At 49.6% G+C, this 14,015-nt stretch carries 12 protein-coding genes; all 12 read right to left on the bottom strand.

From position 1 onward, the window contains the following. Window positions 1–41: 41 nt before the first annotated feature. The 12 genes from ETQ85_RS23630 to ETQ85_RS23685 all read right to left on the bottom strand — a co-directional run bounded on the left by ETQ85_RS23630 (window position 42) and on the right by ETQ85_RS23685 (window position 13,613). Window positions 42–1,088: a GDP-L-fucose synthase family protein gene (locus ETQ85_RS23630; RefSeq protein ID WP_148581504.1), complete on the bottom strand. Its 1,047-nt coding sequence runs from the start codon at window positions 1,086–1,088 to the stop codon at window positions 42–44. A gap of 10 nt (window positions 1,089–1,098) precedes the next feature. Then, window positions 1,099–2,331: a glycosyltransferase WbuB gene (locus ETQ85_RS23635; protein ID WP_148581505.1), complete on the bottom strand. Its 1,233-nt coding sequence runs from the start codon at window positions 2,329–2,331 to the stop codon at window positions 1,099–1,101. Then, window positions 2,331–2,894 carry a putative colanic acid biosynthesis acetyltransferase gene (locus ETQ85_RS23640; protein ID WP_148581506.1) on the bottom strand — a complete coding sequence of 188 codons (564 nt, stop codon included), beginning with the start codon at window positions 2,892–2,894 and terminating at the stop codon, window positions 2,331–2,333. The genes ETQ85_RS23635 and ETQ85_RS23640 overlap by 1 nt, the downstream gene beginning before the upstream one ends. 48 nt (window positions 2,895–2,942) lie before the next feature. Then, a complete protein-coding gene (locus tag ETQ85_RS27330) occupies window positions 2,943–3,488 on the bottom strand; it encodes a serine O-acetyltransferase (protein ID WP_148581507.1) in 546 nt (181 codons plus the stop codon). A 23-nt stretch (window positions 3,489–3,511) separates the two neighbouring features. Continuing rightward, complete coding sequence (locus tag ETQ85_RS23650; RefSeq protein WP_148581508.1) at window positions 3,512–4,636, bottom strand: glycosyltransferase family 4 protein; 1,125 nt, start codon at window positions 4,634–4,636, stop codon at window positions 3,512–3,514. Between the two features lie 22 nt (window positions 4,637–4,658). Then, window positions 4,659–5,777, bottom strand: a complete 1,119-nt coding sequence (locus ETQ85_RS23655) for a glycosyltransferase (protein ID WP_148581509.1) — start codon at window positions 5,775–5,777, stop codon at window positions 4,659–4,661. Then, window positions 5,770–6,990: an O-antigen ligase family protein gene (locus ETQ85_RS23660; RefSeq protein ID WP_148581510.1), complete on the bottom strand. Its 1,221-nt coding sequence runs from the start codon at window positions 6,988–6,990 to the stop codon at window positions 5,770–5,772. The genes ETQ85_RS23655 and ETQ85_RS23660 overlap by 8 nt, the downstream gene beginning before the upstream one ends. Beyond that, on the bottom strand, window positions 6,977–8,194 hold the full coding sequence (locus tag ETQ85_RS23665; RefSeq protein ID WP_148581511.1) for an oligosaccharide flippase family protein: 1,218 nt from the start codon (window positions 8,192–8,194) through the stop codon (window positions 6,977–6,979). The genes ETQ85_RS23660 and ETQ85_RS23665 overlap by 14 nt, the downstream gene beginning before the upstream one ends. An 88-nt stretch (window positions 8,195–8,282) precedes the next feature. After that, window positions 8,283–8,825 (bottom strand): acyltransferase, encoded by a 543-nt coding sequence (locus ETQ85_RS27155; RefSeq protein WP_148581512.1) that lies wholly within the window; start codon window positions 8,823–8,825, stop codon window positions 8,283–8,285. A gap of 87 nt (window positions 8,826–8,912) precedes the next feature. Further along, on the bottom strand, window positions 8,913–10,037 hold the full coding sequence (gene gmd / locus ETQ85_RS23675) for a GDP-mannose 4,6-dehydratase (protein WP_148581513.1): 1,125 nt from the start codon (window positions 10,035–10,037) through the stop codon (window positions 8,913–8,915). A 75-nt stretch (window positions 10,038–10,112) separates the two neighbouring features. Further along, window positions 10,113–12,374: a polysaccharide biosynthesis tyrosine autokinase gene (locus ETQ85_RS23680; RefSeq protein WP_148581514.1), complete on the bottom strand. Its 2,262-nt coding sequence runs from the start codon at window positions 12,372–12,374 to the stop codon at window positions 10,113–10,115. A 57-nt stretch (window positions 12,375–12,431) separates the two neighbouring features. After that, window positions 12,432–13,613, bottom strand: a complete 1,182-nt coding sequence (locus tag ETQ85_RS23685; protein WP_148581515.1) for a polysaccharide export protein — start codon at window positions 13,611–13,613, stop codon at window positions 12,432–12,434. Between the last annotated feature and the right edge of the window lie 402 nt (window positions 13,614–14,015).

Here is a 14,015-nt window from a genome sequence, read left to right on the forward strand (position 1 = left end):
CCTGAAGAACTGATTTTGATGCTTGAGCAGCGATTAAAAAATCACCTGCCCTTAAGATAATCTGCGTAGGCGAGGCTAACTCCATTCGTCAGCGACATACTCGCCTCGAAGCCCAAGGACTTGAGGCGACCGACATCCAGCAACTTGCGGGGAGTGCCATCTGGCTTGGTCGAATCGAAATTCACATCGCCCGAATATCCAACGGCAGCTTTCGCGACCTCGGCCAATTCCCGAATAGTCACATCGTCACCAACACCTATGTTCACCAAGGGGCCGTCGTAGCCGCTTTCCATAAGATGCACACAGGCTGCCGCGAGGTCGTCCACATACAGAAACTCACGCTTCGGTGTACCTGTTCCCCAAAGCAGCACGGGGCCGGGAGCTCCAACCTTGGCAAGCTCACCAGCATCATTCCTTTCCAACCCAAGCGATTGAAGAATGTCCGCAGGAATCGTCCCGTACCGGTGCTCATCTTCAACAATATCTGCAACATCACCGGACTGGGCTAGCTTGGCCAGATGGAACTTGCGAATCAGCGCAGGCAAAACGTGACTATTGTTGAGATCGTAAGTGTCGTTAGGCCCATAAAGATTGGTGGGCATCACACTCACGTACTGTCGACCGTATTGAGCGTTATAAGCCTCGCACATCTTTATGCCAGCAATCTTGGCGATGGCGTAAGGCTCATTGGTCGGCTCAAGCAGGCCGGTAAGCAGATACTCTTCCTTGATCGGCTGCGGTGCGAGCTTCGGATAAATGCAACTGGACCCCAGAAACATCAACCGCTGAACGCCAGCAGCGTGCGCACTGTGGATCAGGTTGTTCTGAATAGTCAGGTTCTCGTAGATAAACTGGCCCCGGTATAGATTATTGGCCAGAATCCCACCGACTTTAGCTGCAGCGACAAAAACGTAGTCAGGCTTCTCAGCAGCCATAAATACATTTACAGCAGCATGATCGAGCAAATCAAGTTCAGATCGAGACTGAACTACAACATTGCTGTATCCCTTTTCGGCCAAACGCCGAACGATGGCAGAACCCACCATGCCGCGGTGCCCAGCCACAAAAATCTTTGCGTTCAAGTTCATCAAACACCCATCAAGTTGCGATTAACCGTTTCAGCTCTGCCTCGAAACTGCGAAGTACCGCATTTCGATCCAGATGCTGCTCTGCATAAACTCGCCCAGCTTTTCCAAATCTGTCACGCAATTCCCTATCCTGGGCAAGACGCAGAATCGCTTCCGAGAACGCAACAGGCTCCTCAGGTGGAACTACTAGACCACAGCCGTCGACAACCATCGCGACTTCAGTGCCTGCATGCGCCGTGGCGACAACAGCTTTACCGCTTGCCAGCATGCCCGTGAGCTTTGAAGGCATCACCAAATCAGCAGCATCACCTCGCTGTGGCAGAAGATGGATATCTGCAGTACCCAGCAACTCACCAAGACGTTCAAGCGGTTGCAGATCCAAAAATCGCACATTAGGTAAGCCCGATGCTCGCTTCTCAAGATCAGCACGCCCGGCACCGTTACCACAGAAAATAAAATGCAAGCCTTCCTGACTCTTCAACCGACTTGCAGCCTCGGCCAAAATTTCCAAACCTTGTTTTGCGCCCATATTTCCAGAGTAAAGCGCCACAACAGAGTCATCAGGAATATTCAACTCAGAGCGATAGCCACTTCGTCCAGTGTCCTGCTGAGTGGATGTAATTGCATCCAGATCAACCCAGTTGGGAAAGAGCACGGCCTTTTCAATCGCCACCCCTTTGCTAAGTGCAAGTTGATGCATCCGATGCGAAATTGTGGAAAACCGGTCAAACCCCCTTAGCAGCCATCGCTCGACAGAAAGGGCAGTTCGTTTTAGTCGCTCTCCCTTTAGCATTCCAAGATCAAAAGCGGCATCGACTTCATAATCCTGAATATGCAACCACGCCTTCGCACCGCATAGGCGACTAGCCAACAAAGCACCTGGCACACAGAAAAAGGCAGGAGCAACAACCCAAACGACATCTGGCCTCCAAAAAAACTGGCGTAGAAGAGCTGGAAAACTCGTAAGCGCAAAACTAGCAAGATGTAGCAGTCGTTTGAGGCCACCTGGCTTTGCGGGGACCCACAAAGGGCAGCGAGTCAAAGCCACCCGCCCTTTAACCTCATCAATGTACCATCTCGCCGAATACCCCTCTTGGATATGCCATTGAGGATAGTAAGGAAAGCTTGTAACAACACGCACGTCATGGCCATTTTCAGCAAGCCAGCTTGCCATCTCACCTGAGTATTTTCCGATACCTGTTAGCTCTGGCTCGTAGTTGAGCGTATAGATCAACACTCTCATCAATAATCCTTAACAACGCGTGGTTTGATAGGTCGACAAGGAGAGCCCAAACAAACCATGCCGTCCGGCAAATCGCTAAAAACGGAACTTCGTGCGCCCACAACGTTCCCCGCCCCAATAGAGACTCCTGGCGCAACAAAAACATCCGTTGCAATCCAATTCTGAGGACCAATAACTACCGGCAAAGCTCGAATGGGAAACTTTGGATTAGAATAATCATGATCGCCAGCACATATATAGCTTCGCTGAGAAACTACTGAGTTTTTCCCAATAGATATCTCGCCCAAGCTATACAGCACAACATCATCACCAACCCAAGCATGGTCACCAATTGTCACCTTCCATGGATAAGTGATGGTGACAGATGGACGGACAATAACCCCAAGTCCAATATCTGCGCCAAAAAACCTCAAAAGAGCACGTCTAAACCCGTATGCAAACTGAGGAGACCATCTAAAGAGTGTTGCCTGGACAAACCACCAAAGCTGCACGATTAGTGCGGAGCGCCCCCGAAAACCGGTCGGCATCACAAACAACGAGAGATCTTGTATCTTGGAATCCATATAACGTTAACTTATCTTCTTCATACCAAAAAGCAAAAAACTCGTCAGCTAGGCCTTCTTTGCAATCACCCTCGCAGGCACACCAACCGCAACCGCATCATCTGGAACATTTGATAAAACAACAGCATTCGCACCAATAAACGCATTTCGCCCAATACAAACAGGCCCGAGAATTACTGCACCACACCCAATATCTACACCATCACCAATTACAGGACGACCCACCTTACCCACAATCTCACCAATAGTTGTGTTCTGTCTAATTACAACATCATCCCCCACAACTTCCGCGTTTATTACAATCCCACTATGATGCCAAATTCTTACGCGTCGCCCGATACGCGTTGAATGCAATATTGTTATCCCACAAAACCACTCCACGAAACGAGTCGAAAGCCGAAAAAGGACTCTAAATAAAATGGCAAACACTGGAACTCTAATATCACTACACGCATTCCCAACTCGATGAGAGAGCAAAGCCCAAAACCCTTGCGACAAAGGATCCCACCGATGAGTCTGAAGATCTTCCCAAACAAGACGAAATAGCGACACACCCGCAGGATTAAGGTTGCCACCACGGCTAGAATCTTTCATTACCATCACCAAGCATCAAACTATTAAACTTTAGCAACTCGACGCCACTCATCTTTCAGGCGCCCAAAAATAGCCGATGATGAATAAAGCTTCTTGCATTTTTCATGAGCGCGGAGTCCCATTAAAAAAGCATCTTGATTACTTACGGACAACCGCCCTATCTCACTAGCGAGTGCGCCAACATCACCAGGCTGAATACAAACCCCAGCACCGTCAGCGAGTGCCTGTGGCATAGCACCAACCTGAGTGGAAATAATAGGAAGACCAACAGCCATTGCCTCCAGAATTACATATGGAAATCCTTCAGCATAACTTGGCAAGCAAAAAATATCGGCCCTCTTCATTTCGTCCTTAACTTTATCCGGCCCACAGCTTCCTGTAAATTCAAGCCAGTCGGTACCTGATCCCGTGGAGGCGCCAGCCAACTCAAGAATTCTGTCTCTAAATTCGTCCACATAAGGGCCGACGACTTTCAACCTTATATCCAATGAGCTTTCTCGCAAGGAGATGCATGCGGAGACTAGATCCAAAATTCCTTTCCGCTCAACAACATGACCAACAAACAAAACATGCGTCGCGGTGCTATCTCTCTTAACGAGTGGAGTTGTACGCAAAGTCTTCTCCGAACAGTCGACCATATTTGCCAGGATCGTCAGTTTAGAACCGCCATAAGGTGACAAAGCCACTAAGGCTGGATCATTAAGGACGATAACTCTGTGCGACAAATAAATAATTGCTCGAACCAACAAAGCCTCAAACGAACCCTGACGACTCATCAACTCGGGATAGTCAGGGACTTTGCCTCGATGAAAATGTACGACCACGGGAATAAATAAGGCTCGGGCAATTGCGACCAACACTATGTCACGTACAAGCCCTAAATCAGTAGGAGTACAAAGATGAATTACGTTAGGTCTACGCGCAACACATCGCCACAAAAAAGAAATTGCGATCATTACAGCCTGGGCACCACCGATAACCACCTTACCAACCAATGATGGTGCGATTACTGAACGCCCCTTCACAGCAGTATCTTGAAGTTCAACGGCTATCTCTTCATCTAACTCCGCCGCATTTAGGGCAAGACCTGTCCACGTAGCTATACCTCCAACTGGCGGAGGAAGTGGCGATAGCAGCAATACTTTCATCTTTTTTTCCCAAAAACCAGGATCACTGATCTAGCCCGACAGCCAGACCTAAAGCGCGCAAATAGTTCTTAGACATCGAAGTTGCACTACATTCATGCTTTACAAAAAAACGAGCGTCCTCTCCCATTTTCAGTGCCTTATCCATGGGCTGACTCAAGCAGTCAAGAATCGCCTTACTAAATCCGACTGTACTTTCCGACTCAAAGAGGAACCCTCTCCCTTGACTAAGCAACAACGGAACATCAGACACTGAAGAAGCTAAAACAACCTTACCTCGTGCCATTGCCTCAAGAACAACATTAGGCGTTCCTTCAAATCTAGAACAAAGAATGAAAGCATCAGCACTATCCAATACGGCACTTACATCACGAGTAGCGCGATGAAAACGAATCGGCAACTCATACAATTTAACCGTACTCTCTAGACTCTCCCTCAGCCCAGGGCTATCAGGATCATCCTCTCCATACCAGTCAACAAAAATAGACTTTCTGACTTCTGGCAACAACAATCTCAAGGTATCGATAAGAAGCATCGGGTTCTTTTGATACCCAAGCCTACCCAATGCCACAAACTTCTTTATCTCTCCATTTTCTGCCGTGCAAATTTCGTCAGAAAACATTTCACCGGGAACACCATTTATTATTACGGAGCACTTAGCAGCTTGAGAGCTTATATTTTCATGCATCCACTTATTTTGCGAGTGGCTATTTGAAATAACATTTCTGGCCCTCCTGTACAACAACGAACGCCAGAACGTTTCCCTAAAACTGGAACCCACAACCAAATTTCTTTCGGATGGAACCCACACAACCCGACGAAATATAAGAAAAGCAAGGGCTCCAAATATTTTATTTGGAGCATCTATAAATGAAACGACGTGAGTTGGCCGAATCTTCAAAAATTCTAAGACCAAATTAATGAAGAGAAACCCCTTCCAACGACCAAAGGGCGCCTGCACTCGAACCACTCGAACAGAGCTTCCGCCTAGCATTTCGACCATGTGCTCCGAATTGCCGTAATGCACCAAAAACACATTATCGGAAACCTTAGAAAGCTCCCGAGCCAAAAGGACTATTTGCCGTTGAGCACCGCCGCTGCCTAGTGTATTTATGAACAACACAAACCGATTAGACTTATCCATAAACACGCCCCACCGCCCTCTCTCCTGTAACTGCACGAAAAAAGAAGGCCATTAACATGATCTGAGAGCCACGATCACCATAAGTAACCCCAGTTACATCCAACGAAACAAAAAGAACAATGCAAAGAAGCGACAAGAAAATACCGCTCCTTTGACGCCTCAACTGATTCAACTTATCTAAAAAAACAAAATAATAGAGAAAAAACCCCACCACCCCTGTATTCACCAACGCTTCTACATAATTGTTGTGAGAGTAAAATCCAACGCCAGAAACAATTGCATACTGGTCAAGACCATGACCAAACATCGGAGCATCAACGATCAACGATGGCGCTATCAAGACGAGGAGTCGTCTCTCATCTGTTGACTCATCAGAGCCGCTAAAAAATGATTCAAACCTAGAAAAAACTTCTATTTCATCTGTTGAAAAATTGGCGCCCACAACCACAGAAACGACGAGAAACAAAATGAAACCAAGGTTCTTCACCCCCCCGCCTCCCGACTCAGACTTACCATCCTCTTTCCTAAAGAAGAACAAGCCCATCATCACGAGAGGAGGAAGCATAAGCAATATGCTCTTCTTAGAACCACTTGAATAAATCGCAAAAAAAGCTGAAGCCAAAGACAAAGACAACAACAGGAGAACAACAGACTTTCTCCGAATGTATGAAACCAAAAAAGCAAGAACAACCAAAGGAGCAATTAGTCGCGTAACCAGTGCATTTGGATGACCCACATAGCCACCAAATCGCTTAAATGCAGCATCTTCTTCAATATCAAACAAGGACGAAGTGAGGTTATCGCCAATAATGTATGCATACAAATTAAGGAAAAATGGAAGCAAAAGCAAAAGCACTGCTTGTGCCGGACTAACCCATTTAGCACGAAGAGCCAGAAAAAGTAGCAACCCTCCCAAGACTGCTGATAGATAGTTTCCCAAGACACCTACCGCTGCTTCTTTAGCCCAGAACCAGGACAGTGAAAAATACCCCAAGACAAATAAATACGCACCAAGTCCTTTTGGAACTTTTCTGTAAGTTGCAAAATATAAAACAACGCCGAATAAAGCGGCAAAAGCAGCAAAGCGCGATACAGCCTCGACTCCACTCAAACCTAACCCTATTACGATATAAATACACAAGCAAATCCTCCCAGCAAAAGAAACCATCATTTTTGCTGCACCAAACGATCGCGCGCGGTCACGGACGTCCATAAAATCTTCGCTTGTATAGATAAAAAAACGAAACAATAAGATTCCCTACAAAACCGGCGTAAAACCAGAGTGAGATCAAATCAATCGTGCTAAAAAAAACAAACCCAAAACCGACAGCCAATAACTTAATTGATGCCGACAGTATCTCACCGACTAATATATAGTTTTGGCCACCTGTATTCTTAAGAACTTCCGCAGGCATAACGGCCAAAAAACTAGAAAGAAGCCATAACATTGCCGAAGGAACATAATTATCTACAAGACCCCACTTGCTCCCCAAAAGAACGCTGGCAACAGGAAGTTTTGCTACCTCGGCTAAAAAACATATAAGCACTGCGGACAAGATACCGAAAAAATACAAAATCCTAGTACGCGAACTAACAGAAGTCGGAGTCCGGCACAACCACCTCCAGTAAAGCGACCGCAACGCACTAGAAAACGCATTAATTGGAGTAGCGACCAACCTCAAAGTCATCGAATAAATGCCGAGACCTATAGCATCGCCAGACAACTTCAACAAAACAACCGGAGAGTAATTAACGCCAAGCGACAAAAGCTGACTTGGCATGTAATGCAACGCAAAGGCTATATTTTTTCTTGACTCAGCCAGTGGCGACTTTCTGAACGAAATAGCTAAACCGATTTTAATCTGAGCAGCCACCATCAAAGCCAACACCGCTACAGTCACACACTCAGAAATAGCAAAGGACAGGGCAAGAGACTCTGCTGATTGGTAACCTAAGAACCCGAAGAGCAACTGCACCGAAAGCAAAAGCAAGGCTTTCGCAAAAAGGGAAATCGAAAGATTTTTTATTAGCCCCAACCGCACTAGATATGTACTAAATATTTGGTTTAGTCCGATAGAGAGCGCCATCAAGCAGCACAAGACAGCCCAGTCAGAATTAAAAAGACCGACAACTCCAAATAAAAACCAAAAAACATAAACAAGTGCATTTAGAGCGAGGGTGAGGCATAACGACTCCGCCAAAATAATGGAGGCGCGGCGGACACTCTTAGCAGCAATTAGCGCGTTAAATAATTGAAGAGTGATGACAACTGAAATCAGGGTCGCGATGGAGAGGTAAAAAAAATAGTCTCCAAAAGCTGATGGAGAATACAGCCTGGCAACAAAAGGAGTCCCCAGAAGTCCAATTATAGGAGCCGCTAGATTAGCGGAGGCTAACCCTATACCACGCATCAACATTTGATGAGTACAACCAAGACGAAGATACCCATTTCGTACGTCCAAACCTTAACTTCCGCCATCATGACGCAACAAACGGCAAACCAAATTAAAGGCTACGCCCCCAAAATCTCTCAGTTAATTCTCGACGAAGCTCTATTGAAGTTTCAGCCTTAACAAGAATCAAGTTTCTAACGCACTTCTCCTCGTATTCAGCTATAGAACAAACTTCTTTTGCAGGAACTCCAGCAACCACAGTACCTGACTTGACATCTTTATTAACCAGAGACCCAGCGCCCACCACCACATTGTCACCTATTGATACGCCAGGCAGAACTATTGCATTAACACCAATAAAGACATTAGACCCAATGGAAATAGGTCCAAATTTGTTACCGAACCTAGAGTTCATTTCAGAATACTTATTCCTAAACAACCTAGTAGACGCGTCATGCGTTACAAACTTAACACCATGGGTAACAGTGACACCATTACCTATTTTTACAAGCCAAGGCTCTGAACCAAAATTAATTATGGGTGTAATAACTTCGCAGCCATCGCCGATTTGAGCACCTAAATAACGTAGGTATCTAACCTTACCTAAAGACACTCTTAGGAATAAATACTTAACAAACCCAGCAACTCTTTTCATTTGATGAAATAAAGTATTGAAAGGACAATTTTCCAGGCGGGGGGACTCCCCCCCACCCGACAGCCGTTACTTGAGCAACGACTTCAATTACTCATGATGATCGAGTGCTGTAAAACCAGCCATCTTTATTAGAGTATCGCGACGAGCGGCTTCATAGTCAGCGACAACCATTTCCGAAACCAACTCGGCGAGAGTTGTTTTCGGCGTCCAACCTAGCTTCTCACGTGCTTTCGTTGGATCACCCAACAAAGTCTCAACTTCTGTTGGGCGGAAATAACGAGGATCTACTTTCACGATGACATCACCAACCTTTACCTTGGCCTTATCACCAGTAACCTTTGCCACAACACCAATTTCGGATACGCCTTCGCCTTCAAACTTAATCTCTACTCCAAGCTCAGCAGCTGCGAATGAAACAAACTGACGAACACTGTATTGAACTCCTGTAGCGATGACGAAATCCTCGGCCTTATCCTGCTGAAGCATCAACCACTGCATTTCCACGTAATCACGTGCATGCCCCCAATCACGCAAAGCCGACATATTCCCAAGGAAAAGACAGTCTTGAAGACCTAGCGCAATGCGGGCTATTGCGCGCGTGATCTTGCGAGTAACGAAGGTCTCACCACGCACAGGGCTCTCATGATTAAAGAGGATACCGTTACATGCATAGATACCGTAGGCCTCACGGTAGTTAACGGTAATCCAGTATGCGTACATCTTGGCTACGGCATACGGGCTGCGCGGATAGAACGGGGTGGTTTCCTTTTGCGGGATTTCCTGCACCAAACCATACAACTCGGAAGTCGATGCCTGATAGAAACGGGTCTTCTTCTCCAGGCCAAGGATCCGAATGGCTTCGAGAATCCGCAAGGCACCAATCCCGTCAGCGTTTGCAGTGTACTCAGGCTCTTCAAAACTTACTGCAACGTGGCTTTGAGCGGCCAAATTGTAGATCTCATCGGGCTGCACTTGTTGAATGATACGGATCAAACTCGTCGAGTCTGTCAAATCACCATGATGCAAAATGAATTTACGATCTGACTCATGCGGATCCTGATAAAGATGATCAATGCGGTCAGTATTGAAAAGGGACGAGCGACGTTTAATACCGTGAACTTCGTAACCCTTTTCGAGGAGGAGCTCGGCCAGATAGGCCCCATCTTGCCCAGTTACTCCAGTAATTAAAGCTACTTTCTTGCCTGTGTTCAAAACACTCTCCTAGATCAAAATCATTTGTTCACGACCCATACTTGGGTATCGCGCTTGAGCTTACTTTGTGAAGAATCAGACCTTACTACCGCTGTTATACGAATAGCGATACACGTAGCCTTTATATCCATAGCGATAGCGCTGACGACTTACATCAAAATCATTGAACACAAAACCCTTGACATGCACGCCAGACTGATTCAATCGCTTAACAGCCTGCTCCAACTCGCGGATCGGATGACGCCCGGCACGAGCAACCATCAAGGTAGCGCCAACATGACGTCCGATTATAGCTGCATCTGACACCGCCAATATAGGCGGCGCATCAACAATCAGCGTATCAAATCTTTCGCCAAGCTTTTCAAGCAATTCCTCAAAGCGCAAATGCATTAGCAACTCAGAGGGATTCGGCGGAATCTGGCCTGTGGTGACGACCCACAAATTGGGCACTGCAGTCGGCTTGACGATATCGTCAAGGCTCACATCACCGGCAACATATTCGGAAATACCGACTTCCCGCTTGAGACCAAATTCCTTGTTGATATGGCCACGACGCAAGTCGGCATCCACAATGACGATGCGCTTGCCCGCCTGAGCCAATACGGCGCCCAGGTTCTTTGAAATGAAACTCTTGCCCAAGCCGGGGCTGGCACCAGTGATGAGCAGCGAGTTCTGCTGCGAATCGAGCAAGGCAAAGTGAATGGTGGTGCGCAGGCTGCGCAGGCTCTCGATGGCATCATCCTCTGGATTGGAAATCGCCAGCAACCCACTACTGACTTTGCTGCCTTTGCTGCGTCGGCCAAGCGCCACCTCTTCACTACTATGGGGAATAGAGGCATATACAGGCAAACCGAGACGGGATTCGATCTCCTCAGGATCCTCCACCACCACCCGCAAGGTGCGCAGTATCCATATAACCCCAAGACTTGTTAGAAAACCTAAAAAACCGGCAATAGCAAGGATGGAGATCGGCTTGATACCAACCGGCTGAGTCGTCACGGCAGCAGAGTCAATAATGCGCACATCACCCACCGTACCAGCCTTGCTCACCCGTAGCTGCTGGGCAGTATTCAACAATTCGGTGTACAGCGCGGTATTCACCTCTACGTCACGCGCCAGGCGCAAGACGGTTTGCTGCGTATCCGGCAGCTTGGAGATTTCTCCATCAAACTGGCTGCGGCGCGCCTTGAGCTTTTCGATCTTGGCATCGGCGGCCTGGATACGCGGATGCTCACCGGTGAAGTATTGGCGGAGCTCATCCTTTTCCTGACGGAGGGCGACGATCTGGTTATCAATCTCGACGATGGAGCCCAGCACGCTCTGAGTTTCGATATTCAGATCGAGGGAACCGCGGCTTTGCCGGTAGCCGTTATAGGCCGCCTCGGCGGAATCCAGTTGGCGCTTGACGATGGGCAACTGTTTTTCAAGGAACTGAAGCGTATTTTCGGCTTCGGCGGAGCGACGCTCGACGTTCTGGCGCACGTAGGTATTCAGGATGTCGTCGAGAACAACGCCAATCTTGTCCTGGTCATTGCCTTGCAAGCTGACTTCGAGGATGCCAGACTTTTTGCCGCGCTCCTTGATAGCGTATTTTTTGGTCAGCGCAGCCAGAGCTTCGTCGAGAGAAAGCCTGGTGAGTTTGAACCGCGTGCCCGGCCGGGCCTGGATCTGGGCCACAAACAGGGAATACTGGCCAGCGCTGGCGCGGGCACCCACCACCCCCTTAAGGACGGGCTCATCGCCATCGGCAAATACCTGGAAGGCACCACCCTCGCCCACCACCAATGAAAGTGTTTCGTCGAGCATGTCGCGCGGCACGTCCAGCGCATCCACCTGGATCACCTCGCCCCCCCAGGCAAAGCTGGCGAGGCCAAACAGGGGGCTGTTGAGGCCTTCATCTTTATAGCGACGAGCAATGGCACGACCGACAAGAGGAAAATAGCGAGGCTCAGCCCTGATATTGAGCTTCTGCTTGTTGATGACCTTTTCGAGCACCATCCGCGAACCCAGAATTTCCTGCTCGGCGGCGACTGTCGTATCTCCCCCAAGCCCCAGCAAGGGGCCGAGATCTTTCATCGCAGCAAGAGCACCGGAGGCTTTCTCTTCCACCTCCAGCAGGCCGCTGGCGCGGTATTCAGGCTTGGCGACAAAGACCCCCCCCAAGCCCAGCAGGATTGCAGATGCGATGATCGCCGCCACCAGCCAACGGTATTCAAAGACTACTGCGATGATTTCGCCGAGGGCCAAGCCTTCGTCGTCCTGATCATCCTGCTGGACCATGCCCTGCATCGAGGATCCGTGCGTGGAGGAAGCGGGTTTGTATTGATCGTTATCCATGGAAAGTCCGTTTTATCTGATCTTTAGCCTGCGAATGATGCCGGGCAAGTCTTGCAATTACTGGCGACCACCGAAGAGCGGATACTTGCTCAGACTCGTCTGGTAGAGCGTTTGGGCGGTGGGCAGAATATTGGTAATCACGCGGTTCCAGCGCACCACGTCGGCGGCGTCCACATAGATGATGTCGCGCGGGCGCAGGGCGAAGCGGTCGGCCAGCAGCATGGCGTCGGGCGAGCTGCCATCCAGGTGGAAGAGTTCCGGTGTTTCGTTCTCGCCGCGCATCACGTAGATCCACTTGGGGTTGGAACGGTCCTGGCTGATGTAGCCGGCGTCGGCCAGCGCTTCGGCCAGTGTGGAACGCTTTTTGGTCATGACCAGCGAGCCGGGCTTGGTGACTTCGCCCAGGATGAAGATCTTGTTGAAGCTGCGGTCGGACACATTGAGGATGTCACCGGATTCGAGCAAAGCGTTTTGCTCGGTGGCGCCCTCTTCGTACATGGCCTGGATGTCTACCCGGAAGGTGGTGCCCTTGCGGGTGAGCAGCACGCGGCTGTGATCGGCTTCGGGGGTAAAGCCACCGGCACGGTTGACGGCTTCGAGCACCGTCATCGGGATGTCGGTGACGTCCTGCTGGCCGGGCTTGGCCACTTCGCCCACCACGTACACGCGCTTGCTGCGGAAAGCCGTCATGCGCACGTCGAGCTGCACTTTTTCAATGTACTTGGAGAGGCGGGTTACCAGCAGGTCGCGAATCTGGCGGGTGGTTTTACCAGCCACCGGCAGCACACCCACGTAGGGGTAATAGATGCTGCCATCTTCGGTGACGACCGTACCAGCCTGCGTGGCATCGCGGTACTGACCAGCCGGGGTAGTGAGTTCCGGGTGATCCCACACGATGATGCTCAGGATGTCACCAGGGCCAACCCGGTAGTCCACCGCCGGTACGTTGCTGTTTTGCGTCTTTCTGGTGGCATCGGCGGCGGCGGCACTCAAACGCGCGCGCGCAGGCTGGGCATTTTTGAACTGCTCGATGATCAGTTCGGCGTTGATGGGTTTGATCTTGACGTTGTCGGGCACTGCCTCGGCGGCGCCCTCCTGTCTTACCGGCAGCTTGACTGCCGACTCTTCGCGCATGGAATAGGCGCGGTCACCGGGAACGATGGCGCAGGCGCCCAGCAGGGAGGCCAGGCCGGCCACGAGCACACCGCGGGAGAATCTGCTGCTGGAAGATCGGGACATACTTGAATCGGCTTGGTGTCGGGATGCGGTCATGGTTCGAAGTTCAGTTAAGGGGGGCGTTTTTTGCTGCAAACGCCCCCAATTCGAAAGTGACAGGCACAGGTTTGTTGCGGACCGAGTGATCATCCACTTCAGATCCGAAACGCCATAAAGCGCCATGGAAACAGAAATTTACCGCCGGAATCCTACCATGCCGACCCGGGTGAACTGCACCCGGGCGCCGCCCGGCTACAGGCATGGCGCCAAAAATGGCACGCTCCGTACGCAACGGGCGCAGGCTGGCAAAAAGCTCAGCTGGAAATCCGCTTGGCAATCAGGGCACCAATCACCACGGCACCGGCCAGCAGCATGAGGCCGCCGTCCGGCTCTTCGGTGGGCGTGCGCGCGGCGGCCTGCGGGGAC

Source organism: Zoogloea oleivorans (genome assembly GCF_008107625.1).
Classification (GTDB): Bacteria; Pseudomonadota; Gammaproteobacteria; order Burkholderiales; family Rhodocyclaceae; genus Zoogloea; species Zoogloea oleivorans.

What these genes read in the sequence shown, in the direction of transcription:
- ETQ85_RS23630 (WP_148581504.1), bottom strand. Translation starts at nt 1,088, where the DNA reads ATGAACTTGAACGCAAAGATTTTTGTGGCTGGGCACCGCGGCATGGTG.
- ETQ85_RS23635 (WP_148581505.1), bottom strand. Translation starts at nt 2,331, where the DNA reads ATGAGAGTGTTGATCTATACGCTCAACTACGAGCCAGAGCTAACAGGT.
- ETQ85_RS23640 (WP_148581506.1), bottom strand. Translation starts at nt 2,894, where the DNA reads ATGGATTCCAAGATACAAGATCTCTCGTTGTTTGTGATGCCGACCGGT.
- ETQ85_RS27330 (WP_148581507.1), bottom strand. Translation starts at nt 3,488, where the DNA reads ATGAAAGATTCTAGCCGTGGTGGCAACCTTAATCCTGCGGGTGTGTCG.
- ETQ85_RS23650 (WP_148581508.1), bottom strand. Translation starts at nt 4,636, where the DNA reads ATGAAAGTATTGCTGCTATCGCCACTTCCTCCGCCAGTTGGAGGTATA.
- ETQ85_RS23655 (WP_148581509.1), bottom strand. Translation starts at nt 5,777, where the DNA reads ATGGATAAGTCTAATCGGTTTGTGTTGTTCATAAATACACTAGGCAGC.
- ETQ85_RS23660 (WP_148581510.1), bottom strand. Translation starts at nt 6,990, where the DNA reads ATGGACGTCCGTGACCGCGCGCGATCGTTTGGTGCAGCAAAAATGATG.
- ETQ85_RS23665 (WP_148581511.1), bottom strand. Translation starts at nt 8,194, where the DNA reads ATGTTGATGCGTGGTATAGGGTTAGCCTCCGCTAATCTAGCGGCTCCT.
- ETQ85_RS27155 (WP_148581512.1), bottom strand. Translation starts at nt 8,825, where the DNA reads ATGAAAAGAGTTGCTGGGTTTGTTAAGTATTTATTCCTAAGAGTGTCT.
- ETQ85_RS23680 (WP_148581514.1), bottom strand. Translation starts at nt 12,374, where the DNA reads ATGGATAACGATCAATACAAACCCGCTTCCTCCACGCACGGATCCTCG.
- ETQ85_RS23685 (WP_148581515.1), bottom strand. Translation starts at nt 13,613, where the DNA reads ATGTCCCGATCTTCCAGCAGCAGATTCTCCCGCGGTGTGCTCGTGGCC.